The sequence below is a fragment of the Paenibacillus koleovorans NBRC 103111 genome, assembly GCF_004000845.1.
GTDB lineage: Bacteria > Bacillota > Bacilli > Paenibacillales > NBRC-103111 > Paenibacillus_AA > Paenibacillus_AA koleovorans.
This window is the reverse complement of sequence record NZ_BIMA01000035.1, coordinates 42,109-62,270: the sequence shown is the minus strand read 5'-3', so window position 1 is coordinate 62,270 and position 20,162 is coordinate 42,109. Positions and strand designations below refer to the sequence as shown.

Sequence of the window (20,162 nt, the reverse complement as noted above, 5' to 3'; positions counted from 1 at the left end):
CGGACGCGCCTGGCGACGGCGGCAACACCGCGGAGGACTGCGGCCTGGCCAGCCCCAGCAGCACCGCGGCAAACGTCGGCGCGGACGCGCCTGGCGACGGCGGCAACACCGCAGAGGACTGCGGCCTGGCCAGAGCCAGCAACACCGCGGCGCACGACGCGGCGAACAGCGCCGGCGCCCTCGACGCCCTCGTGCGCCGCTACTTGGCCGCGTTCGGCCCCGCCTCGCCCAAGGACATGCAGGCCTGGTCCGGCCTGACGCGGCTACGCGAGGCGTTCGAGCGGCTGCGGCCGCAGCTCTACACCTGCCTCGACGAGCAAGGCGTCGAGCTGTTCGACCTGCCGGACGCGCCGCGCCCGTCAGCCGAGACCCCTGCGCCGGTCCGCTTCCTCGGCGAGTTCGACAACATCCTGCTGTCGCACGACGACCGCTCCCGCATCATGCCGGAGCCTTACAAGAAGCGCGTCTTCACCATCAACGGCATTATCCGCGCCTCGTTTCTGGTCGACGGCTTTGTCCGCGGCTTGTGGAGAATGGAAACATCCACCGACGGCAACACCGCCACACTCGTACTGGAAGCCTTCGAACCGCTTACCGAGGCGGACCGCGCCGCGCTTACCGCCGAAGGCCGGCAGCTCCTGGTCTTTGCCGCTGCCGAAGCAGACAGCCATGCCATTCGATTTCTCGACTAGTACCTGCTACACTAGAGCCATGGGAAGTAGAACGCTTAACAAGGGGAAATGCTGCCAATGAAACTCGTATCCTGGAACGTCAACGGCCTGCGTGCCTGCGTCAACAAAGGCTTCAACGACTATTTTCGCGAGGTGGACGCCGACTTGATCTGCCTGCAAGAAACGAAGCTGCAAGAAGGCCAGATCGACTTGGAGCCGTACAAGCCTTACCACTCCTACTGGAACTACGCCGTCAAAAAAGGCTACTCCGGCACCGCCGTCTTCTCCAAGCAGGAGCCGCTCTCGGTCCGCTACGGCATCGAGGAGGACAGCGAGCCGGAAGGCCGCGTGCTGACGCTGGAGTTCGACAGCTTTTACCTCGTCAACGTCTACACGCCGAACGCCAAACGTGATTTGTCCCGGCTGGAATACCGCATGGAATGGGAGGATCGCTTCCGCACTTACCTGCAAGAGCTGGACGCGAAGAAACCGGTCATCGTCTGCGGCGATCTGAACGTCGCGCACCAAGAGATCGACATCAAAAACGCCAGGTCGAACCGAGGCAACTCCGGCTTCACCGACGAGGAGCGGGACAAAATGACGATCCTGCTAGGCTCCGGTTTCCTCGACTCGTTCCGTCACAAGTACCCGGACCGCATCGACGCCTACAGCTGGTGGTCGCTTATGCCCAAGATCCGGGAGCGCAACGTGGGATGGCGAATCGACTATTTTCTCCTGTCCGCCCGCCTGGAGCCCCAGATTATTGAGGCAAGCATCGACGCGCACATTTACGGTAGCGATCATTGCCCGGTCGTGCTGGAAATCGAACTGTAAACGGTCTCTATGAACGAGGAGGATTCCCTTATGCCAATGATGTCAACGATGCCAAAGGTGCCTATGCACCAGCCAGGCGCTTCCCGTCAGCCCATAAGAGCGATCATCACCGGCGCGACCGGCATGGTAGGCGAGGGGGTCCTCCACGAATGCCTGCAGCACCCGGATGTCGAGCATGTGCTCGTGCTGACGCGCAAGCCTTGCGGCTATTCGCACCCCAAGCTTACAGAGCTCCTGCACGACAATTTCTACGACCTGTCCGCGATCCAAGACAAGCTGCAGGGCTACAATGCCTGCTATTTTTGCCTGGGCGTCTCGTCGGTCGGCATGAGCGAGGCGGACTATGAGCGCGTCACCTATACGCTCACTCTCCATCTGGCGAACACACTGACAAGGCTTAACGAGGACATGGTGTTCTGCTATGTGACCGGCACCGGCACCGACAGCACGGAGAAAGGCTCCCGCATGTGGGCCCGCGTCAAAGGACGTACGGAAAACGCACTGCTGCGCCTCCCTTTCCGAAGAGCCTACATGTACCGTCCCGGCTACATCCACCCGACCCCTGGCCTGCGGAACACGCACAAATACTACAAATACATGAGCTGGCTGTACCCGATCGTGAACAGGCTGTTTCCGAACGCTTTTATCACGCTGCGAGAAGTAGGTTTGTCCATGATTCATGCCTTTTATACCGATTACGAACGCACAGTGCTAAACCCTGCCGATATACGCAAGCTGGCCGCCCATGACCGCCACCCGCAGCACTAGCACCTAACTGGCACCTAACTGACACCTATCCAGCCACTTAACCAGCCACCTACCAGCACCTCAGCAGCAAAAAGGAGTACCCGCCCATGAGCTTCGAGCAGTTGATGGCCCTCATTCCGGTTTTCGAGGAAATCCAAACGCACCGCACCTCCCGATCGCTCACCTCAACCGCCGGATCAGAGGAACCCCGCCATACGCTGCTCATCGTGACCCGAGGCCATGTTACGATCACTTCCGAGACCCAAACGCCGCTAGTCATTTCGCAGGGCTTCGCCTGCCATCCCCAGTACGGTCCCTACCAGATCCAAGTCCCCAAAACGAAAGAAGCGGAATACATCCTGATCACATATCGGATTTTCCCGGAGCCGTCCGTCTGGACGCTTTACGGTCCCCTGCGCACCCTGAGCGAAGTGAAAATCAAATACATGCTGGACGAGCTGTTCCGCACGCTCACGGAGATCGACATTCATTCCATCGAAGACGAAACGGTGCAGCAGGTGCGCAAGCGGCTTATTCTGGAACGCATCCTGTTCATTTACCTGTACGAGACGGAGGATTGGAGCGTTGGTCGGGGCTGGCGCGGTTCTGGTCGCGCTGCTGCTCGTCTCCGTCAGCGTCGGCGCCGTCGTCGTGCCGCCGGCCGATGTGCTGCCCGGCCTGTTCGACCCGGACAGCGCCTCGTACTTCATCGTGCACGAGCTGCGGCTGTCCCGGGCGGTGGTCGGGATGCTGGCCGGCATCGGGCTGGCCGTCGGCGGCGCGATCTTGCAAAGCTTGGTGCGCAACCCGCTCGCCAGTCCGGACGTGATCGGCATCACGAAGGGAGCGGGCTTCCTCGCGGCAGGCGTTATTTTCCTGTTCCCGAAGTCACCTCTATATATGCTGCCGTTAACGGCTTTTGCGGGTGCGCTGGCTGCGTTCCTGCTGCTGCTCGCGCTGAGCCGCCGACTGACGTTGAGCCCGTCCGCGATCGCGCTGATCGGCGTCGCCATCGGCGCGGTGTTCCAGGCCGGCATCCAGTACTTGCTCGTCACGAACCCGACGAACATCAACATGGCGCTGCTGTGGCTGTCGGGCAGCCTGTGGAGCCGCGGCTGGCCGCAGGTCGGTTACTTGCTGCCGGCGATGGCCGTGCTCGTGCCGCTCGCCCTGGCCAGCTATCGCAAGCTGAACGTGCTTCAGCTCGGCGACGAGTCGAGCGTCTCGCTAGGCCTGAGCCTCGCGGGCGACCGCTTCTGGCTGTTCCTGCTCGCCGTCGGGCTCGCCGGCGTCTCGGTGTCCGCGGTCGGCGCCATCGGCTTCGTCGGGCTGCTCGCCCCTCACATCGCCCGGCGCCTCGTCGGCGGGCGCCAGCAGTGGCTGTTGCCCCTCGCCGCGCTGCTCGGGGCGGATCTGATGCTGCTCGGCGATTGCCTCGGGCGCGTCATTCTGATCCCACGGGAGGTGCCCGTGGGGATCATGACGGCGATCATCGGCGCGCCGTATTTCGTGTACTTGCTGCGGCGCGAGCGGCAGCGCACGGTGCGTTGAGGTTGTTGTGCTGGTGTGACTGTGGTCGGTACTGTGGTTGGTGCTTTCGGTGCTTTCGGTGCTTTCGGTGCTTTCGGTGCTTTCGGTGCTTTCGGTGCTGTTGGTGCTGTTGGTGCTGTTGGTGCTGTGGTTGGTCTGTCGCTGTGGCTGCGCTATGAACCTAAGTATCTGATCTGTGAACCAAATTTCGCGTGATTTGCCTCTCGGCCTTCATCTATGAACCCAAGTACACATTTCGCGAAGCCAGCTTCCCGACTTATGTACTTGGGTTCACAGTTGCTCGGCTGGGAGGTTTTATTGCGAAGTTGGCTTCCGTATCTGTTTACTTGGGTTCATAAGCGGCTTCAACCGTCCCTGCACGACCCTGCACGCCTATTTCTGCCGCTTCGAGCTCGTCCTTCCCTTGATTCCGCTGCTTCTTCGTGCTATAATCTGGTCATTCGATAAAAATATTGATTGTTTAATCAGTTTATTGTCGTTATGATCAACTATTACAAAGGAGCGTATCGATTATGACCGCTACTACGAAAACCCGATTGGAACGATGGAGCGACAAAGCTCCCGGTTGGATGCTCACCCTGCTCCCGATGCTCGCTGTGACGGCTGGCGGTTCGGTCTTGTGGGCGGTCTGGCATTTTTACTACGACAACTGGAACACCGGCGACCTTGCTTGGTATAATTGGATTCGACCTCTATTCATGACCGCCTTCGGCCTTATGAACATCACCGCAGCACCGTTCCTGGCGTTCCGCAAGCGAATCGGGTGGGAGCTGCTGACCCTGGCGTATGCCATTGTCCCTATCGTACTAATGGTTGGGCTTGTGATCGTCTCCGTCAGGTTTGTCTGGTTTCTCATCAGCTCGGTGGTCGGTCGGTTCGACGACCTGCTGAACGGAACCCTGTGGGAGTCGTTAGACTTTCATCCCAAGCAGCTTACGTTTCTGCCGCTGCTGATCATTGTGGGATTAGTCGTTATCGGGAAACTTAGAGGCGAATCGAACGAAAAGCGAGGAAACTAAATGGCTAGCGATTCTACCCCCCGCAACGACGAGAAATCCTCGTTCATCGCGGAAGCCCGGCGCGCGCAGATCATCGGTGCGGCGATCACGACACTAGATGAGATTGGCTATGTAGGCGCCAGCCTGGCTCAGATCGCCAAACGGGCCGGAATCAGCACCGCGCTGATCTCGTACCATTTTAGAGACAAAACCGACCTGATGGACCACACGCTGATGAGCTTGCTGGGCGAAGCCTCGGAGTACGTCCGGCAACGCACCCAAGGCGCCGTTACGGCGCGCGAGAAGCTGCATGCCTATGTGCTGGCGAGCATGGCGTTTCAGGGGACGAATCCGAAGCATTACGTCGCCCTGCTCGAGATTGTGTTCAACGCCCGGACGCCGGATAACGTCCCCTATTACAAGCTGAACGACGACGAAGTGGAGCCGGCTGTGCTGGAGCTGCAGCATATTTTGCGGGACGGTCAGGCAAGCGGCGAGTTTCGGGCGTTTCATATAGATGTGATGACCTATGCGATCCGTGGGGCGATCGGGGAATATTTGATGAATCCGGCGCTCACGAATGCGGTCAATCTGGAGACGTACAGCGAGGAGCTGCTGCGGATCTTCGATCGGGTCGTGTTGCGTGAGGAAGGTAGCTTGTAGACTTACAGGCTCTGCACATCCTCGTAAAAGAGGTCATTGAGCGAGCTCAAGCTGCCGTCCTCTTCTACCTGGAACAGGTCGAGCCGGTCGCCGGCTTGCTTCATTTCTATATAGCATCCCCAGCAATAGTAATGTTCCGGCGCTATGATGCCAATGTCTTTGCTTCTACAGTTCGGGCAAGTAATCATATCGGGTCCCCCTCTCGGTTTCTCTTCTACACTAGCAAGTATCAGTACTAGTAGTATCTCCAGATTGATAGATTTCATGCTCGTGGAATTAAGAAAAACCATCCAAAAAAGATCGCGGACGGTCCTTGGTCGTGGCATTCAGTTTGGGGCGTGCGGAGGGCAAGCATCGGGTTCTGATCGCTCTTGAAATTCTGTGCCTTGGATGGGTGGAGGTAGAAGGGTGGCACAAGATTTCAGGCGACTGCTTCGCTTCTCCACTCCAGCCAGCCGCCCTCTTTCGGTCTTGCTTCCGTGCTCAGCGTTACTTTCGGAATTCGGTCCGATCTTGAGCGGACACAGCGGACCTTATTTCGTCCCAACAAGGCCCCACCCCCTTGATTGCGGACACAGCGGACCTTATTCTTTCCTTTCTGCCCCCCGGGCTTCCCTTTTGAGCAAAGGAAGGGCTCCTGGGTCCGCCAACTTGGCGAAAAGGTCACTTTGTTCACAAATAGCGCATCTATTGTCCGCTAAACTTCCTGTGCGAGCACCCTCATTCTTCTTTCACACAACCTTCGTTCTGTAGGAGGTTAAGGAAGGTTCTCCACCGCTTCAGTACGGTAAGGAACCGGCAGGGAAGATTACTCTGGCGCTCCTCTGGCGTAAGGATTCCGTTGGGCCAACTCTGAAAATTCGTCTCATTAGTCCGCATCCATGGTGCCGCCTCGCGGCATCGTTGTCTGTAGTCCGACTTTTTCGGATTGCCTGGCGTGAGCGAAACGTGATAAGCGTCGTAGTCCGAATTCACCCACTTGCAGAGCCATTTCCACGTACCCCCTCCCGAAAATACCGCTCCAATTCGGCAAATTCGGACTGCAGAGCTTTTGCCGACGGGGACTCGATCTGTAGTCCGATTTTTTCGGACTGCGGAGCTTACGGAGCATCTGAGCTTACGGTGCACCAGAGCTTACGGAGCTTACGGTGCTTACGGAGCATCGGAGCTTACGGTGCTTACTGAGCTTACGGAGCATCGGAGCTTACGGTGCTTACGGTGCTTACGGTGCTTACGGTGCTTACGGAGCAAGGTTACTTGGAGGTCGGCGGCTATTTTCTGCTTGTACAGTCCCTCTCGGCACTATCCCCAGGTTTCAGAACGACTCTCTCATGCCCGGCCAGTAACTTGGCTTCTTCGAAAATACTCGTCTGCTACTCTGCACAGCCGCCCCATTTTTAGCATCCATGGTGCCGCCTCGCAGCATCGGTGTCTGAAGGCCGAATTTGCCGAATTATGAGCGGCTTGAAACCATCCGGGTAGGTCACCCTGACGGCCCTCTGGCGAAAGAGTAAGGTCCGCGACGACTCTCAGGGCATCCGTTCTCAGGGGTAGCGTCGTCGGCCCAATATCGCAAGAAATATTCCCCCTGCATCAAGGAGTAAACAAAACCTCCGGAGGCATCCCCCAGAGGTTTAAGTGTGTTTATTTGCGGAAAGTGACGTTGACCGTGCTTCCTTTTGGCTGCTGCATGTTCACCGAGAGTCGAAGCGTCGGCTGCAGCACGGTGATGCGGTCGTCCCCAGCTGCTACTTCGCTCGCCTGCACGGCTACCTCCAAGGCGATGCTGCCCTGCTGTTCCTGGGTCGGGTCGGCGATCGCCAGCCCGAGCCGGTCCGCGGAATCCTTCAACAGGATGGCGGCGCGGCGGTCGCATGTGGAAAGGCCCGGCGGTTGTCGGGCGATCCTCTCAGAACAACGCTCCGACTAACCCGAGCTTCGGGTCCCGAACGACGTGAGCTTCTCGAGTCAGCTCTTCGATCTCTATGCCCCCGTCTCGGTTGCTGTGGCAAAGCCTCCCGGCTCGCACCCGGAAGCAGTACGTAAGCGTAGGTCGCATCTTGAGGTTGTTCACCGTGGTCGAACCAGAAGTCCAATACCGGCGATGCAGCTCTGCATCCGGCCCCTCCTTATTGCTAAGCACATCACAGCGGGATGCAAATGTACAACTCGCGAGTTGCGTTTTAAGACTGGAGACGGGCGATGAAGGCGGCGGGGACGACTACGTTTTGGGCGGCGGTGACCGGGTACCCGGCACCGGCCCATACGGAGTAATCCTCGTCCATCCTGTAAGCCGTCTCATGACCGAGCGCTCGGAGCAGCGCCTGCAGCCAGCTCGCCCATGCACCTTGCTGGTCGTCGTAGGCGACCACCCGCGACTCCTCGCCGATGCCCGCCCGGCTGAACAGCCGCTCCAGCTCCGCTACCTGCGCGGCATCGGGTTGGTCGCGTCGCAGCATCGTGTCGTCGTAGGCGCTCAGATCGAGATAGACGGCGCCCGGGATATGCGACATTTCGTAGGCCCGGCGGCCCGCCCCGGGCTCGTCGGGCTCGCAGCGGCAATCCGCGATGACGAGATCCGGCTCGTACATTCGCGCGAGCAGCCACTTTTTCGACACCTCGTTCATGAGCGATTGCGCCCTCCTTGATATATGATTCTGAGTAGCTGCAGCTTCCACTCCAAAATAACGCTCCGGTATAGTTTTCGTAACGCTATTCAGGCCGTAGCCTGCAAAACGAGCCGCCCCGCAGGCAGCCCTGGCTAAATCGGACTCGCTACTCGGACTCGCTACTTCTTCTTTTTCCCCTTCTCCGCCCGCTCCTTGTTCTCCTTGGCCAGAAACCTCGTCATCTCGCCAATCAGCTCGTACGGAATCGGACGGTCGAACGGGAACTGCACCGCACTCTTCGACACCTCATAGGAGGACAGCTCCTCGCGGTACGCCTCGAAAGCCGAGAAGGGGGGCGGGATGGAGATCGAGCAGTGCTTCTTGTAGGCGGAAAAATAGATGAGCATCCCATGGTACTCGAACGCCGGGATATTGTAGCTAATCTTCTCCTGCGCCAGCGGCTCCGCTTCCTTGATCGTTTGGCGAAGCTTCTCCAGCACGGCTCTCACGTCCGGCGGGAAGGTCGCAATGTATTGTTCTACGGTTTCGAACTTTTCTCTCGACATGCTCCACGTTCCTCTCTGGTAGGGGTAAAGGGGCAAAGCCGTCAAGCTCTGTCTGGTTGTCCTACTAAGAATAGCACGGAAGTCCGTTTCGCCTCAAACTTGTTCGAGGGAAATTTTAGCAACCATTTCTTCAGAACGGGTAACTAATTCCACCTTTCCAACGTCTATTTAGCAGGGGGGATACACTCGATGAAACGAATCCAAAAACTGTTGTTCTTGCTGACCAGCCTAACCTTGCTGCCTCTGGCCGGCTTCCTCGCGAATCCGGCGTCGGTCTCCGCTTGCTCATGTGTCGCACCTGCATCCGTCGCTCAACAAGTGAAGGATGAGCTTGGACGCAAAACCGCCATTTTCGTCGGCAAAGTGACAGCTGTCGCTACCCCAACCCGCCCGCTGATGCGGTCCTCCGCCGACCCGGTCAAAGTCAACTTCACGGTCTCTTCGGTCTGGAAGGGCGACGTGAAGCGGGGGACGGCCGTCTATACGGCGATGAGCTCGGCCAGCTGCGGCTATGACAACTTCATAGTCGGCGAGGAGTATCTGGTGTCGGCCTATACGCACGAAGGGCAATTAAAGACCGGCATCTGCGAAATGACGCGACCGCTCTCCCTTGCTACCGAGGAGCTGAAGCTGCTTGGGTCCGGTTTGCCTCCGATACCGGGCGGAGACCTCGGCCCTAAGTTCAAGCCCAGCTACATCAGCGGGGCCCTCGTCATGGCGGCGATCCTCATAACGGCAGCGGGCTGGATCAGCATTCAGATGCGGCGGTCTCGAAGAAAATGACTAGCCGGAGCCCACGAACGAAACATATCCCTATGGTTCTCGCCGCTGCCATATCCTTTTTCATCCTCGTCGCCTTCTTCCTGCCGCCCCAATCGGCCCACGCCTGTTCACCGGCGCCTTGGAGCCTGGAGGACGCCTATAAAGCCGAAGCCATGGTGCACGGCAAGGTCGTGTCCACTTCTAAAGAGGGCCGCCAAGCGACGATCGACGTCCTCGCCTATGTAGGTCCGGAAGCGGGTCCGACGCCTAAGAAAATTCGCCTTCCGGCTACGGTGGACGCACGCCCCAACTATCCGGCCGGCTATGCTTGCCCGGATTTCTCGATGAAATTCCAGCCCGGCGAGGAGTATGTGTTCTTCCTGGCGGATGTATCGCCGCGCTTAGCCTTATTCGCCCCCAGCTGGATCACCGCCTCCCGTGTAGAGAACGGGCTTGTATACCTGACGAACAACGGAGCAAAGGATTCCCTACAGCTCCATTTATCTGCCTACGCCGTGTCCAAGGAATACCGGATCGCCACCCCTACCGCCAACGGCCCCTTCTGGGGCAAAGGCCCCGCCGTCCCGCGAGGGTTCGCCATCCTTCTTGTCCTGACCGCGATCCTCGCCTGCAGCTACCGGCAAACCAAACAAAACCCCGCCACCGGCGACACTCGCCAGTGATGGGGCTTCTCCTTCTACACGTACTCTTGCAGCAAGCTTTTCACCAATTCCAAGCCCAACTCCGTCAAAGCCATCGAATCCGGCTGCACGTACCCGATATAGCGAAGCCCCATCAAGGAAGACCCCTCAGCCTGCTTCAGAACATCCGCGAAAACGGCCTGGAGCTCCTCGTCGCCCATAGCAAGCATAGAAGGGGCTCCGGTGCTCTGGATAGCGAGGTGGAAATGGAGAATTTCCTTCAAGCCGCTGAACATAAGGTTCCAACCGTGCTCCGTGCTGCTCCGGTATTCGCCGAGCGCCTGCTCCAAATCGGCCGCGGTCCAGTTCTCCTCGTGCGGCACCGTGATCTCCTGCGTGAACGTCATCTCGCAGCCGTCCTCGAGCGGCTCGATCTCGACCGTAACCGTATCGACGGTATTGCCGAACTGAGGCATCTCGAAAGTGAACACGAGGCGGCGCGGACGATCGATCTCCAGATAGCGTCCAATCGCCGTGTACAGCTTCCCGTCCCGCTCGTCCGAAATTTCCCAAGCGCCCCCGACGAAAGGCTCGTTCTTCGCGACTTTGTTCGTACGCTCAAGCGTAAACAGCCAGCGCCTCATCATCACCGGGTTCAGCCAAGCGTCGAATACCCGCTCCGCCGTCACGTCGAACCGCCGGGTCATCGTCAGTGTCGTCACCGAGTTTTGTGCCAATTTGCCTCATCCTTTGCTACGAAAATTAGTGCTTCTTCTCCTCGTCCAGCTTCAGCTCGCGCTCCAATAAGTCGAAGCGGGCGCTCCAGTACCGCTCATAGACGTTCAGCCATTGCGTGGCCAGCAACAGCGTCTGCGCATCCAGCCGACACGAATGCGTACGCCCCTTGATCGTCTTCTGCAGCAGACCGGCTTGCTCCAGCACCTTGATATGCTTCGAGACGGCCGCCAGCGACATGTCGAATGGCTCCGCCAATTCGGACACCGTGTGCTCCTGCGTCGCGATCATGCGAACCATCGCTCTCCGAGTAGGGTCGGCCAGCGCATGAAAGATGTGATCCAGCTTCTCTTCATCATGATTAACCATGTGGTTAATTATAACCTTCTTCCGTTATATGATCAACTAGTTAGTTAAATATAAGGAGCTGCCGTCGTGATGCTTCCTTATGGCCTGTAATATCCGATGACCCATCCGATCCCGTTGCGATCCGTCACGATGGCCAGCAACCCATTGAACGGTGCCTCGTATTTTTCCACATTAATGTGCCCGCCTGTCGGAAGCTGCTCGTAGATGCGGTGGAAGTCCTCCTCCGTCTCGAGCCGCAGGATTACTTTGACATAGTCCCCTAGTTGAGTCGGCTTGGCGGCCAGTGTGTCGGCGAACGTAATTTTACTGCCCTCGAAGTGCAACTCGGCGTTCATGACGACTTCACCCTGCATGCGCAGTATTTTCACCTCACCGCCCAATATCCCCCGATAGTACTCAATCTCCTCCCTGCAATTCTCCACCGCCACAAATGGGGCTGCAATCGGCATAGCTCCCGCCTCCTTCGTATCATTCCGTTGCCGGATGTTCCTTGTTTGTGCTTTTCTCGTTCCGCACCTGTTCGCTTACATTATGAAGCACCTTCCTCAGCACTCCCAGCATGAGGATGTACTCCTCCTCGTCGATCCCTTCCCGCATAATCATTCGCACTCGGTCCAGCGCCGCCTGAACTTGGGGCACGACCTCTTGGCCAGCCTCCGTAAGCGATAGCAAATGGAACCGGTTGTCCGCCGGATCGGGCTCCCTCTGCACGTACCCTTCCGCCTCGAGCTTGGCGATCGCCTTGGCCGTTGTCGTTTTGTCGATGAGCAACTCCTCGCTCAATGCTTTCTGCGTTGTGCCCGAGCGGCGAGCCAGCGTCATCAGAAAGATGTACTGCCCGCTTCCGATCCGATACGGCGCCAGTTCGGCGGCGATCAAGATTTGCATATGGCGATAAATAGCCGAGATATACTTCCCGTATGATTCCGTTGAGCCCGTGTCCCCAGCGTCTTCCGAGCCGCCAGGTTCGTCCGGTTCCCCCTTAGACTGCAGCCAGTCGTTTTCCATTTGCCCACCCCCCAATATAAATAGAATGTTATTGCAACTAATTGAAGTATAGGCGAAACAGGGTGTTATTGCAACTAATTTTTGCGATTATATCTCGCTGACCGGATGTCCTCCGCTTCTTCAAAAATCATTAATAAGATTAATTGCTGTTGTAGTAAACGTGACGCTATAGTATTTTAGTAGTATTAGGTATTAATGCCTATGCAATAAAAGAGTAAAAGAACTAGAAAAGGAGGTTCCTCCTAATCCATCGCTGGATTAGCACAACCATCTTATCATTCATGTACAGAACACTAGAAACGGAGAGGTGAGAATGAAAGAGTTGAGATTCAAATTAGCCCTTCTATTAATTTTGTCCATGCTTTGCATGACCTTAATTCCTGCAACCGGTTTGGCGGGAGGACCGCTGTTCGAGGTGACGGGACTCCAAGATGTCGACTATAAGAAGGGGGATGGGGCTGTTCTTATAGCTCCTAACGTGGTCATCGATCACGGCGGCGCCTATTCGAACGGATTTGTCCGGTTCTCCATTGCCAACGGTACAGCGGGCGAGACATTGTCCGTGACGCAATCCGTGTATCCGCTTGTGGATGCCGGCAAGGTGTCGGTTGTTACTTCGGCTGTTTACTTGGGGAACGGCTCTGTCGCCGCTCAGATCGGTGTCGTCAATGCCGGGTACAACGGTAAAAACGGGAAGCCGCTTCAGATCGATTTCTCCACACCGATTCACAATGGGGATTTCGAGGATGATTCCACAATGGCGGGCTGGACAGCCGAAAATGTGCTGGTTACGCTGGGCAACCTCGCCAGCAAGACCAAAGGCAATCCGGTCTCCAGTACCGGAACAGGCCCTTACACCATTACCAAAAGCGGCCCTGGCGGATATTCCTACACATCAGATAATCCGTATACCTATGAGGGTATGGAGAGAGCTCCTAGCGGTACACCTACATTCACCTCAGGCATTATTCAAGAAAATGGCAACAATGTGCTTCGGCTTCAATCCTCCGGCACTGTCGTAAGCTCAGGGGGTTCACAGCCATACGGATCTATGTTCGGTCCGGAAGCGATCAGCGAGCCTTTCGAAGCTAAAGCCGGGGACTCGCTCGCTTTCAACTGGAAGGCAGCGAACGGCGGCGACGATTATGAGATTTACGGGTTCTTGATTAAGATCAATACTCCGGCCCCCGATACAACTACCGAAATCTTATACAGCCGCGGCAAGAATCAAGGGTGGACAACCGCTAAAGGGGAGATCCCCGCAGACGGCACCTATGCCTTCCGGTTCGTCAGCGGTTCCTTTGACGCCAGCGGCGGTCTGGCATTGGGAGCCTCGCTGTACATAGACGATATCCGAATCGGGAAAGCCGCCCCGGTCGTAACGGATGAAATGGTGACGCAACTCGCGCAACAGCTTCATTACGAAGCCACCTCCTTCACCGGACTGGCACCGACAACCCGAACAGTAACCGTCTTGGCCCAGAATACGAACAACGAAAAAGCGGATAGCTCGCTCACGATTAATCTGAGCTGGTCCCCGTGGGCGCAGAATGCTACACATTCCGTCAAGAGCTTCGAAGCGTTGTCCGGAAATTTAAGTGCAACGGATCCTAACGGAGATACGATCAGCTACTATATCGCTTCTCAGCCGAGCAACGGCAGCGTAACTCAGACGGTTTACGGAGAGGCCGCTTTTGTCTACACCTCTAACGCAGGTTATGTGGGCAGCGACAGCTTCACATTCGTAGCCAATGACGGCACGTGGGACTCCGAACCCGGAACCGTGACGATTAACGTTCTCCCATCGGATAACGCCGATCTGACGGCTCTATCGCTTAGCTCGGGAAGTTTGACCCCGGCTTTTGCAACCAGTACGACGGCTTATAAGTCGACTGTATATGACAGCAGCGTGACCGTAACGGCAACCGTCTACAACCCTTATGCCACCATTAAGGTGAAGGACGTTACAACGGCCAGCGCAACCGCATCGGCCAGCCTGCCCTTGATCCTTGGCAAGAATACGATTCCGGTCGAGGTGACGGCGCAGGACGGCACGACTACGAAGACGTATACGATCGAGATAACTCGCGAAGATCCTCCTGTAGTGATTCCGCCTGACAATGCCGTTCGTCTCGTTGTAGACGGGGTTATCCAAGAACCGACCGCTACCGCGAAAAAGGACACCATCGGCAAACAGTCGGCCACGATCGTAACCGTCGACAATGACAAGGTCATCGCCAAGGTGGAGAAAGAAAACACCAAGGTGTTGACGATTCCGGTTCCGGGCAACTCGGAAACGACGGTCAGCGACTTGAACGGCAAGCTCGTAAAAGCATTGGAGAATAAAGACACCGTCATCGAGATTCGTACGGATAAGGGCAGCTATTCCTTGCCGGCCTCCGAGATCAAGATCGGCAGCCTCTCCGGACAGTTCGCCACTACGGAGCTGGACAAGATTAAGCTGAGCATTCAAATCGGCCTATCGCAATCGGAAACTTCCATCTCGATCCAAAAATCGGCGGACCAAGAAGGCCTCCAGCTTGTAGTTCCACCGATGGACTTCAAGGTTACCGCCTCGTATGGCGGTAAAACGGTCGAGTTGGAGCGCTTCAGCAGCTATATTGAGCGCACGATCGCGATCCCGGACGGGGTGGATCCTTCCAAGGTCACTACGGCCGTCGTTCGGAATGCAGATGGCTCGTTGACCCATGTACCAACGAAAGTAATTAAACAGGACGGCAAGTACTACGCCGTTATCAACAGCTTGACGAATAGCAGCTATGCCGTTGTATATTCGCCTGAATCTTTTGCTGATGTCGAAACACACTGGAGTAAACAAGATGTGAACGATATGGCTTCGAGACAAGTCGTACAAGGGGTAACGGACCAATCGTTCCAGCCGGACAGGGCGATCACCCGTGCGGAATTCATCGCGATTGTAGTACGGGCACTCGGCCTGAGAGCCGGCATGGGGTCCGCTCTGCCGAAGGACATTGTCGCCGCAGACTGGTACGCCGGCTCGGTGCAGACAGGTCTCGAGTACAGCTTGATCAGCGGGTACGAAGACGGCACGTTCCGTCCGAACCAAACCATCACAAGAGCGGAAGCGGCTGTGATTGTATCGCGCGCTATGAAGCTTCCGAAGCTGACGAATGGCTGGACGGATGCACAAACAATCGCGGCGCTGGCTCCGTTCGTGGACGGGGTCGAAATACCTGCCTGGGCGAAGTCCGAGATGGCAGCTGCAGCCAAAGTCGGCATCCTGCAAGGCGACAGCGGCTATATCCGTCCTCTGGACGATGTAACGCGCGCCCAGACGGCCGCTATGCTGAGAAGGCTGCTCCAGAAGGCGGAATTGATCTAACATTCAGCATGCTTGCAGAGATCTTTGTCCTTGGACAAGGATCTCTTTTTTATTTGCCGCGCACAGCCTTCAAAGCCCAGCCCATCACCGCCAAACATACGGGAGCCCACATGAGCAACACGATTTTTAAAGAGGTAGAAAGCATCGTCCAATCCGCCAGCACCCCAATTCCCGTGAACGTAACCATCATTCCCGCCGAGATCAGCATACTGAATACCGACAGCATCGTAGCCCGAATCGAGGACGGCAGCAGCTCATGCAAATAAGCCTCGAGCAAAGGCTCTAAGTAGCTGATGACGGCGGCCATAAGGAAGAAGGCGGGGATGACCAGCGATACAGTCGATGCGGTGGAGAACAAAGCCAGAAACCCGATGTAGCCAACTCCGGCGAGGAGAAGCGACCCCCTTTTTCCCAGCCAACGTTCCCCCAAGAAAGCAACTGCCGCAACCGCCGCCGACACCCAAGTTTCCAGCCCGTTCAGCAGCCCGATCGTTCCATTGGTCAACCCCAGGCTCTGAAAGACAACCTGACTGTAGAAAGCAATAGACCACGACATGGCATACAGGAGCGCCCCGTAGACGCTTAAGGCCAGAAACTTCCGGTTCGACCGGGCAAACGTGTACGCTGTATGCAACTGTTTCATGAACGAGTAACGCGTTTCCCCGGTCAGTCCTTCGGCAGCCGTCTCGACAGAACGGGGTTCGGACAACAACATCACTACCATCAAGGATAACAAGCTGAGCACCACTTTGCCGAAATACACCCAAGCCCAATTCACATCCGACAGCGCGCCGCCCGCCACTCCACTAACTCCAAGCGCAACCAAGGCGATAGCCGCCATATGCGAATTATAGCGCTTGAATTGCTGCTCCCGGCCCAGTTGCTTGAGCGTCTCGTAGATCAGGGCGCTCGTAGCGCCGGATTGGAACGTCCCCACCAAAGCGCCCAGCATGAAGCCCGCCAACACAATGGACCCATGTCCGCCCCATAGCAGCAACCCCGAGGACAGCATCGCAACCCCTTGAGCCACCATCAAGCTGGCCCGCTTCCCGTATCGATCCGCCACATACCCCGTGGGCACCTCGAACAAGAAATTCATCAAGTGGTACGCCGATTCCAGCAAGGCAATTTGAGTCAGCGAGAAACCTTTCGACACGAGGAACAGCATCCAGATGGCCCGGTCCAAAATAAAATGGTTCAATATCGTGTATACGTAGAACAGCGGCACATTGGCCGAAAGCTTGGTCCTATTCATCGATTCCTCATCCTTTTCCGAGCATAATAAAAAGCCATGGAGCGGCCGGCACTCCACAGCTTATGGATGAGATTATTCAGGTTCAGGCCGCCAAATGACCTTACCGCTTCACTCTCCGTCCAACAGGTGTATGTGCTGATCCGTATCCCTCTTGCAAGACAGACGGGTCCCGTTCAGCACCTTCGTGAATTTGATCGTTCTTAACACTTCCACGAGATATTCGAACTGGTTGCACATGGTCTCACCTGCTTTCCCAGAGTAGTCTTCTTCTACATCATAACGGGCCAAAAGTTGGTACGTCTACGGAAAGAATGATTGCTATCGCAACTTTCCTGTATCGCGCGCAAGCCTACAAATGCTGCACACTGATCCCTTGGACGGGATCGAAGGTTAGCATCTTGGTCCCGATTTTATCGATAAAGAACCGATCATGGCTCACCGTAACGACAGCGCCGGGAAAATGGATCAACGCTTGCTCCATGACCTGGATACTCGTGAGATCGAGATGGTTGGTCGGCTCGTCCAAGATGATGACCGCCGCACCTGAGAGCAGGCACTTGGCTAACGCGACCCTGGCCATCTGTCCGCCAGAGAGGTTACCGATAGTTTTGCTGAGATCCATTTCCGAAAACTGCAGCATGGAGAGGAACTTGTTCACCTTTTTCCGCGGTGCGTCCAGTCCCAACCCATACGTATTCACGGCATGGCTGACCGTATCCTTAGGATCGAGCTGCTCCCACATCCGGTTGAAAAACGCGTAGCTGACGCCTTTCTCCCAGATGACTTCGCCGGATTCCGGCTTTTCCTGACCCGTCAGCACTCTAATCAGCGTCGATTTCCCGCTCCCGTTCGGTCCCACGATGACTAAGCGATCCTCCTTCTGAATGTCGAAGCTGATGCTCCGGAAGATCGGCCGCTCGTCATAGCTCTGCGCGATGCTCTTGACCTCGCATAGCTTGTCGGGAAAGCGCAGCCGCTCGTAAATGTCCGTAATGAGCACGTTGACGGGATGCGGTTCGATCCGCTTCTTGTTATCGGCGAGCTGGCGGGATAGCCGGTCCTTGGCGGACTTCCGGCTGGCACGGCTGTCGATCGCTTCGGCCTCCATGAGGAGCAGCTCCTCCTCCCACTCGAACTGGCGGTCCAGCTCCTTCTTGCGCATTTTTTTCTTGCGGATGTAGTCGGTGTAATTCCCCTCGTATTCCTGGAAATGATAGTTCTCAATCTCAATCGTCTTCGTGACGACTTTGTCGATGAATTGCCGGTCATGCGAGACCAGAATCATAGCGCCGTTGAACCGATACAACCATTGCTCCAACCACGTAATCCCTTCGATATCCAAATAATTCGTAGGCTCATCCAGCAAAACGACATCCGGCTGCTCAATCAGCATCTTGGCGAGCGCGGCTCGGTTCCTCCACCCTCCGGACAACTCGTCGATCGGCTGATTCCGCGACCTTTCGTTGAAGCCCAGCTTCGTGAGCACCGTATTGATCTCGACGGCTACGTTCCACCCATCCAAATGCTCCATCTGCTCGAACAGCTCCGCTTGCCTGGTCAGCAGCCGATCCATTTCACCGTCGTCGGTTATTTCGCCCAGCTTGACTCCTACTTCCTGAAGCTCCCGCTCGATAAGCGCCACTTGCTCGAAGATGAGCTCCAGCTCCTGTTGAACGGACAGACTCCCGCTCAGCTCCGAGAATTGGGAGAAGTAGCCGATTTTCACCTGAGGATCGATTTCCACTTTGCCGGATGTAGGCTCTTCTTTCCCTAGAATCAGCTTGAACACCGTCGATTTCCCGGCTCCGTTCCGGCCGATTAGGGCGATCCGCTCCCGGGGGCTTACCCGAAAATAAATATCTCGGAAGAGCAGGGACTCTTCATATTTCTTGGTGACGTTCTCCAATCGAATAACACTCATCGCGATCCTCCAGCTCTTCGTCCTTCTCTCGCGATTATATCATTAGATGCGGATGAAAGATTGCAGTAGTGAAAGCAGGTGTAGGGTAAATCGCCGCGGCGATGCTCATTATGCCCGAGCTGCTGTTCCTCGACGAGCCGACCACCGGGCTCGATCCGCGCAGCCGCAACGAAGTATGGGCGATCGTGCGGACGCTGGTGGCGCAAGGCACAACCGTGCTGCTGACGACGCAGTACTTGGAGGAAGCCGATCAGTTGGCGGACCGGCTGGCCGTCATCGACGGCGGGACGGTCATCGCCGAAGGCACGGCGGCGGAGCTCAAGAAGTCCGTCGGCACAGGCTCCGTGCACGTTCGCTTGAGCAAGCCGGAGCGGTGCGAGGAGGCGGAGCAGCTGCTGGGCGTCACGCTCGGCGCCGCCCCGAGGCGGCACGCGTTCAGCGTAAGCTGGATTTTCGCCTGCATCGGGGTCATCGCCAAGAAGACAGAATCGATCAACAGCATGTCCTATGTCGTCCTGTTCGAAAACCACTAATTTCCTCGAAAGTTGCCCCGCCCTCCAGATAACGATCCCGCATTGCAGCACACACCCCCGCGCGGCAACACCGGCAGCACAGCCTTGAACAACTACGTGGCGACGATTCAGAAGATGGGGCTGGACGCTTACATGAAGGTGGCGCAGTCTGCCTACGCGCGGTACGTTAGTTTGAAGTAAAGGACGGCGATTTCCAAGATCGGCTTCGAGCGGTGCGGGTCAGGGTCTTTTTTTGTCGTGTTTTTCCAATACAAACGGTGGGCAATGGTCTAAACTAGCTGTATACTGGACTACAGGACAGAGGAGACGATCCCCCATGCCCCCATTCGGCATGCATGTCAAATTTACCGCCCAATCCGGCAAGCGCGACACGTTACTCGAGCTGCTGCTGGAAGCGGCGTCGGCGATGGAGTCGGTCCCGGAGTGCCGGCTGTATTTCGTCAATGTCACGGACACCGAGCCGGACACGATCTGGGTGACCGAAGTATGGAACGACGAGGCCGCCCACCAGGCATCGCTCGCGGATGAGGCGACCAAAGCCGCGATTCAGCAGGCTATGCCGCTCATTGCCGGCGTCGAAGCAATCCGTTACCGGCCTGTGGGCGGGAAAGGACTTTGAGACTAATGAGATCCATGCAACGCCCTCTTGCGGGCAGAAAGGAGATCTTCCATGGGATTGTCGTTTAGCGGCTCGCAGCCGCCCGTTGTTGTACTGAAGGCGGACGATCTCTCGTTTGCTCCCGATACGCTGCTGTCCGAGCGTTGGCTCAGATTTGTCCGGTTCGTGGAGGAACGGGGAGTCCGGGCAAGCATCGGAGTAATCGGGAACCGGCTGGAGGAAGCGGACGAGGCGGCGTTAAGCTTCGTTCGGTCGCTTGCCGAGGGAGGCCGATTCGAATTCTGGAACCACGGCTATACGCATGGCAAGGAATGAG

The 20,162-nt window shown here is 56.8% G+C and carries 24 protein-coding genes and 2 pseudogenes; 14 read left to right on the top strand and 12 right to left on the bottom strand.

From position 1 onward, the window contains the following. From PKO02S_RS13895 to PKO02S_RS13865, 7 genes are all read left to right on the top strand, one after another. Window positions 1–692: winged helix DNA-binding domain-containing protein (locus PKO02S_RS13895; protein ID WP_164821451.1), on the top strand; the 692-nt coding region annotated here is incomplete at its 5' end. A 57-nt stretch (window positions 693–749) separates the two neighbouring features. Continuing rightward, on the top strand, window positions 750–1,505 hold the full coding sequence (locus PKO02S_RS13890; protein ID WP_127583738.1) for an exodeoxyribonuclease III: 756 nt from the start codon (window positions 750–752) through the stop codon (window positions 1,503–1,505). A gap of 30 nt (window positions 1,506–1,535) precedes the next feature. Then, window positions 1,536–2,273, top strand: coding sequence for an NAD-dependent epimerase/dehydratase family protein (locus tag PKO02S_RS13885; RefSeq protein ID WP_246067009.1), 738 nt, complete (start codon window positions 1,536–1,538; stop codon window positions 2,271–2,273). A 555-nt stretch (window positions 2,274–2,828) separates the two neighbouring features. Beyond that, entirely contained in the window at window positions 2,829–3,803 is a 975-nt protein-coding gene (locus tag PKO02S_RS13880) for a FecCD family ABC transporter permease (protein ID WP_127583735.1), read from the top strand. A 15-nt stretch (window positions 3,804–3,818) separates the two neighbouring features. After that, window positions 3,819–3,998, top strand: coding sequence for a hypothetical protein (locus tag PKO02S_RS13875; RefSeq protein ID WP_127583733.1), 180 nt, complete (start codon window positions 3,819–3,821; stop codon window positions 3,996–3,998). Window positions 3,999–4,315: 317 nt separating this feature from the next. Then, complete coding sequence (locus tag PKO02S_RS13870; RefSeq protein ID WP_127583731.1) at window positions 4,316–4,822, top strand: hypothetical protein; 507 nt, start codon at window positions 4,316–4,318, stop codon at window positions 4,820–4,822. Further along, a complete protein-coding gene (locus PKO02S_RS13865) occupies window positions 4,823–5,464 on the top strand; it encodes a TetR family transcriptional regulator (RefSeq protein WP_127583729.1) in 642 nt (213 codons plus the stop codon). A 2-nt stretch (window positions 5,465–5,466) separates the two neighbouring features. Here PKO02S_RS13865 and PKO02S_RS13860 read toward each other — a convergent pair whose 3' ends face one another. From PKO02S_RS13860 to PKO02S_RS13840, 5 genes are all read right to left on the bottom strand, one after another. Continuing rightward, on the bottom strand, window positions 5,467–5,652 hold the full coding sequence (locus PKO02S_RS13860; RefSeq protein WP_127583727.1) for a YrzR-like zinc ribbon domain: 186 nt from the start codon (window positions 5,650–5,652) through the stop codon (window positions 5,467–5,469). A gap of 1,456 nt (window positions 5,653–7,108) precedes the next feature. Further along, on the bottom strand, window positions 7,109–7,315 hold the full coding sequence (locus PKO02S_RS13855) for a hypothetical protein (protein ID WP_127583725.1): 207 nt from the start codon (window positions 7,313–7,315) through the stop codon (window positions 7,109–7,111). After that, on the bottom strand, window positions 7,312–7,560 hold the full coding sequence (locus PKO02S_RS34135; protein WP_127583723.1) for a hypothetical protein: 249 nt from the start codon (window positions 7,558–7,560) through the stop codon (window positions 7,312–7,314). The genes PKO02S_RS13855 and PKO02S_RS34135 overlap by 4 nt, the downstream gene beginning before the upstream one ends. 87 nt (window positions 7,561–7,647) lie before the next feature. Further along, complete coding sequence (locus PKO02S_RS13845) at window positions 7,648–8,091, bottom strand: sulfurtransferase (protein WP_127583721.1); 444 nt, start codon at window positions 8,089–8,091, stop codon at window positions 7,648–7,650. A 161-nt stretch (window positions 8,092–8,252) separates the two neighbouring features. Continuing rightward, window positions 8,253–8,639, bottom strand: coding sequence for an iron chaperone (locus tag PKO02S_RS13840; RefSeq protein WP_127583718.1), 387 nt, complete (start codon window positions 8,637–8,639; stop codon window positions 8,253–8,255). Window positions 8,640–8,828: 189 nt separating this feature from the next. Here PKO02S_RS13840 and PKO02S_RS13835 point away from each other — a divergent pair, with 189 nt between their 5' ends. Together PKO02S_RS13835 and PKO02S_RS13830 are read left to right on the top strand one after the other, a co-directional pair. Further along, window positions 8,829–9,422 carry a hypothetical protein gene (locus tag PKO02S_RS13835; RefSeq protein WP_127583716.1) on the top strand — a complete coding sequence of 198 codons (594 nt, stop codon included), beginning with the start codon at window positions 8,829–8,831 and terminating at the stop codon, window positions 9,420–9,422. Then, on the top strand, window positions 9,419–10,084 hold the full coding sequence (locus tag PKO02S_RS13830; RefSeq protein WP_127583714.1) for a hypothetical protein: 666 nt from the start codon (window positions 9,419–9,421) through the stop codon (window positions 10,082–10,084). Before PKO02S_RS13835 ends, PKO02S_RS13830 begins: the two co-directional genes overlap by 4 nt. Before the next feature lie 227 nt (window positions 10,085–10,311). Here PKO02S_RS13830 and PKO02S_RS13825 read toward each other — a convergent pair. From PKO02S_RS13825 to PKO02S_RS13810, 4 genes and pseudogenes are all read right to left on the bottom strand, one after another. Then, window positions 10,312–10,749 (bottom strand): annotated as a pseudogene (locus PKO02S_RS13825) (SRPBCC family protein); the annotation flags it as partial. A gap of 55 nt (window positions 10,750–10,804) precedes the next feature. Continuing rightward, window positions 10,805–11,146 carry an ArsR/SmtB family transcription factor gene (locus PKO02S_RS13820; protein ID WP_127583710.1) on the bottom strand — a complete coding sequence of 114 codons (342 nt, stop codon included), beginning with the start codon at window positions 11,144–11,146 and terminating at the stop codon, window positions 10,805–10,807. Window positions 11,147–11,223: 77 nt separating this feature from the next. Further along, window positions 11,224–11,595, bottom strand: coding sequence for a VOC family protein (locus PKO02S_RS13815; protein WP_127583708.1), 372 nt, complete (start codon window positions 11,593–11,595; stop codon window positions 11,224–11,226). 19 nt (window positions 11,596–11,614) lie between these two features. Next, entirely contained in the window at window positions 11,615–12,154 is a 540-nt protein-coding gene (locus PKO02S_RS13810) for a MarR family winged helix-turn-helix transcriptional regulator (protein ID WP_127583706.1), read from the bottom strand. Between the two features lie 313 nt (window positions 12,155–12,467). Between PKO02S_RS13810 and PKO02S_RS13805 the strand changes: the two genes are divergently transcribed. Next, a complete protein-coding gene (locus PKO02S_RS13805; protein ID WP_127583704.1) occupies window positions 12,468–15,518 on the top strand; it encodes an S-layer homology domain-containing protein in 3,051 nt (1,016 codons plus the stop codon). A 49-nt stretch (window positions 15,519–15,567) separates the two neighbouring features. On the opposite strand, the gene PKO02S_RS13800 is transcribed toward PKO02S_RS13805, so the two are convergent. The 3 genes from PKO02S_RS13800 to PKO02S_RS13795 all read right to left on the bottom strand — a co-directional run bounded on the left by PKO02S_RS13800 (window position 15,568) and on the right by PKO02S_RS13795 (window position 18,694). Next, window positions 15,568–16,773: an MFS transporter gene (locus tag PKO02S_RS13800; RefSeq protein WP_127583702.1), complete on the bottom strand. Its 1,206-nt coding sequence runs from the start codon at window positions 16,771–16,773 to the stop codon at window positions 15,568–15,570. A gap of 108 nt (window positions 16,774–16,881) precedes the next feature. Continuing rightward, on the bottom strand, window positions 16,882–17,010 hold the full coding sequence (locus tag PKO02S_RS33645) for a hypothetical protein (RefSeq protein WP_281280428.1): 129 nt from the start codon (window positions 17,008–17,010) through the stop codon (window positions 16,882–16,884). 112 nt (window positions 17,011–17,122) lie between these two features. Next, window positions 17,123–18,694, bottom strand: coding sequence for an ABC-F family ATP-binding cassette domain-containing protein (locus PKO02S_RS13795; RefSeq protein WP_127583700.1), 1,572 nt, complete (start codon window positions 18,692–18,694; stop codon window positions 17,123–17,125). Between the two features lie 89 nt (window positions 18,695–18,783). Between PKO02S_RS13795 and PKO02S_RS33640 the strand changes: the two are divergent. From PKO02S_RS33640 to PKO02S_RS13780, 4 genes and pseudogenes are all read left to right on the top strand, one after another. After that, window positions 18,784–19,104, top strand: a pseudogene (locus tag PKO02S_RS33640) (DrrA family ABC transporter ATP-binding protein); the annotation flags it as partial. 165 nt (window positions 19,105–19,269) lie between these two features. Further along, window positions 19,270–19,407, top strand: coding sequence for a hypothetical protein (locus PKO02S_RS32380; RefSeq protein WP_164821450.1), 138 nt, complete (start codon window positions 19,270–19,272; stop codon window positions 19,405–19,407). 136 nt (window positions 19,408–19,543) lie between these two features. Then, the gene (locus PKO02S_RS13785) at window positions 19,544–19,846 is read left to right on the top strand and encodes a putative quinol monooxygenase (protein WP_127583698.1); all 303 of its coding nucleotides are present in this window, start codon (window positions 19,544–19,546) and stop codon (window positions 19,844–19,846) included. A gap of 51 nt (window positions 19,847–19,897) precedes the next feature. Then, entirely contained in the window at window positions 19,898–20,161 is a 264-nt protein-coding gene (locus tag PKO02S_RS13780) for a polysaccharide deacetylase family protein (RefSeq protein WP_127583696.1), read from the top strand. Window position 20,162: the final 1 nt, after the last annotated feature.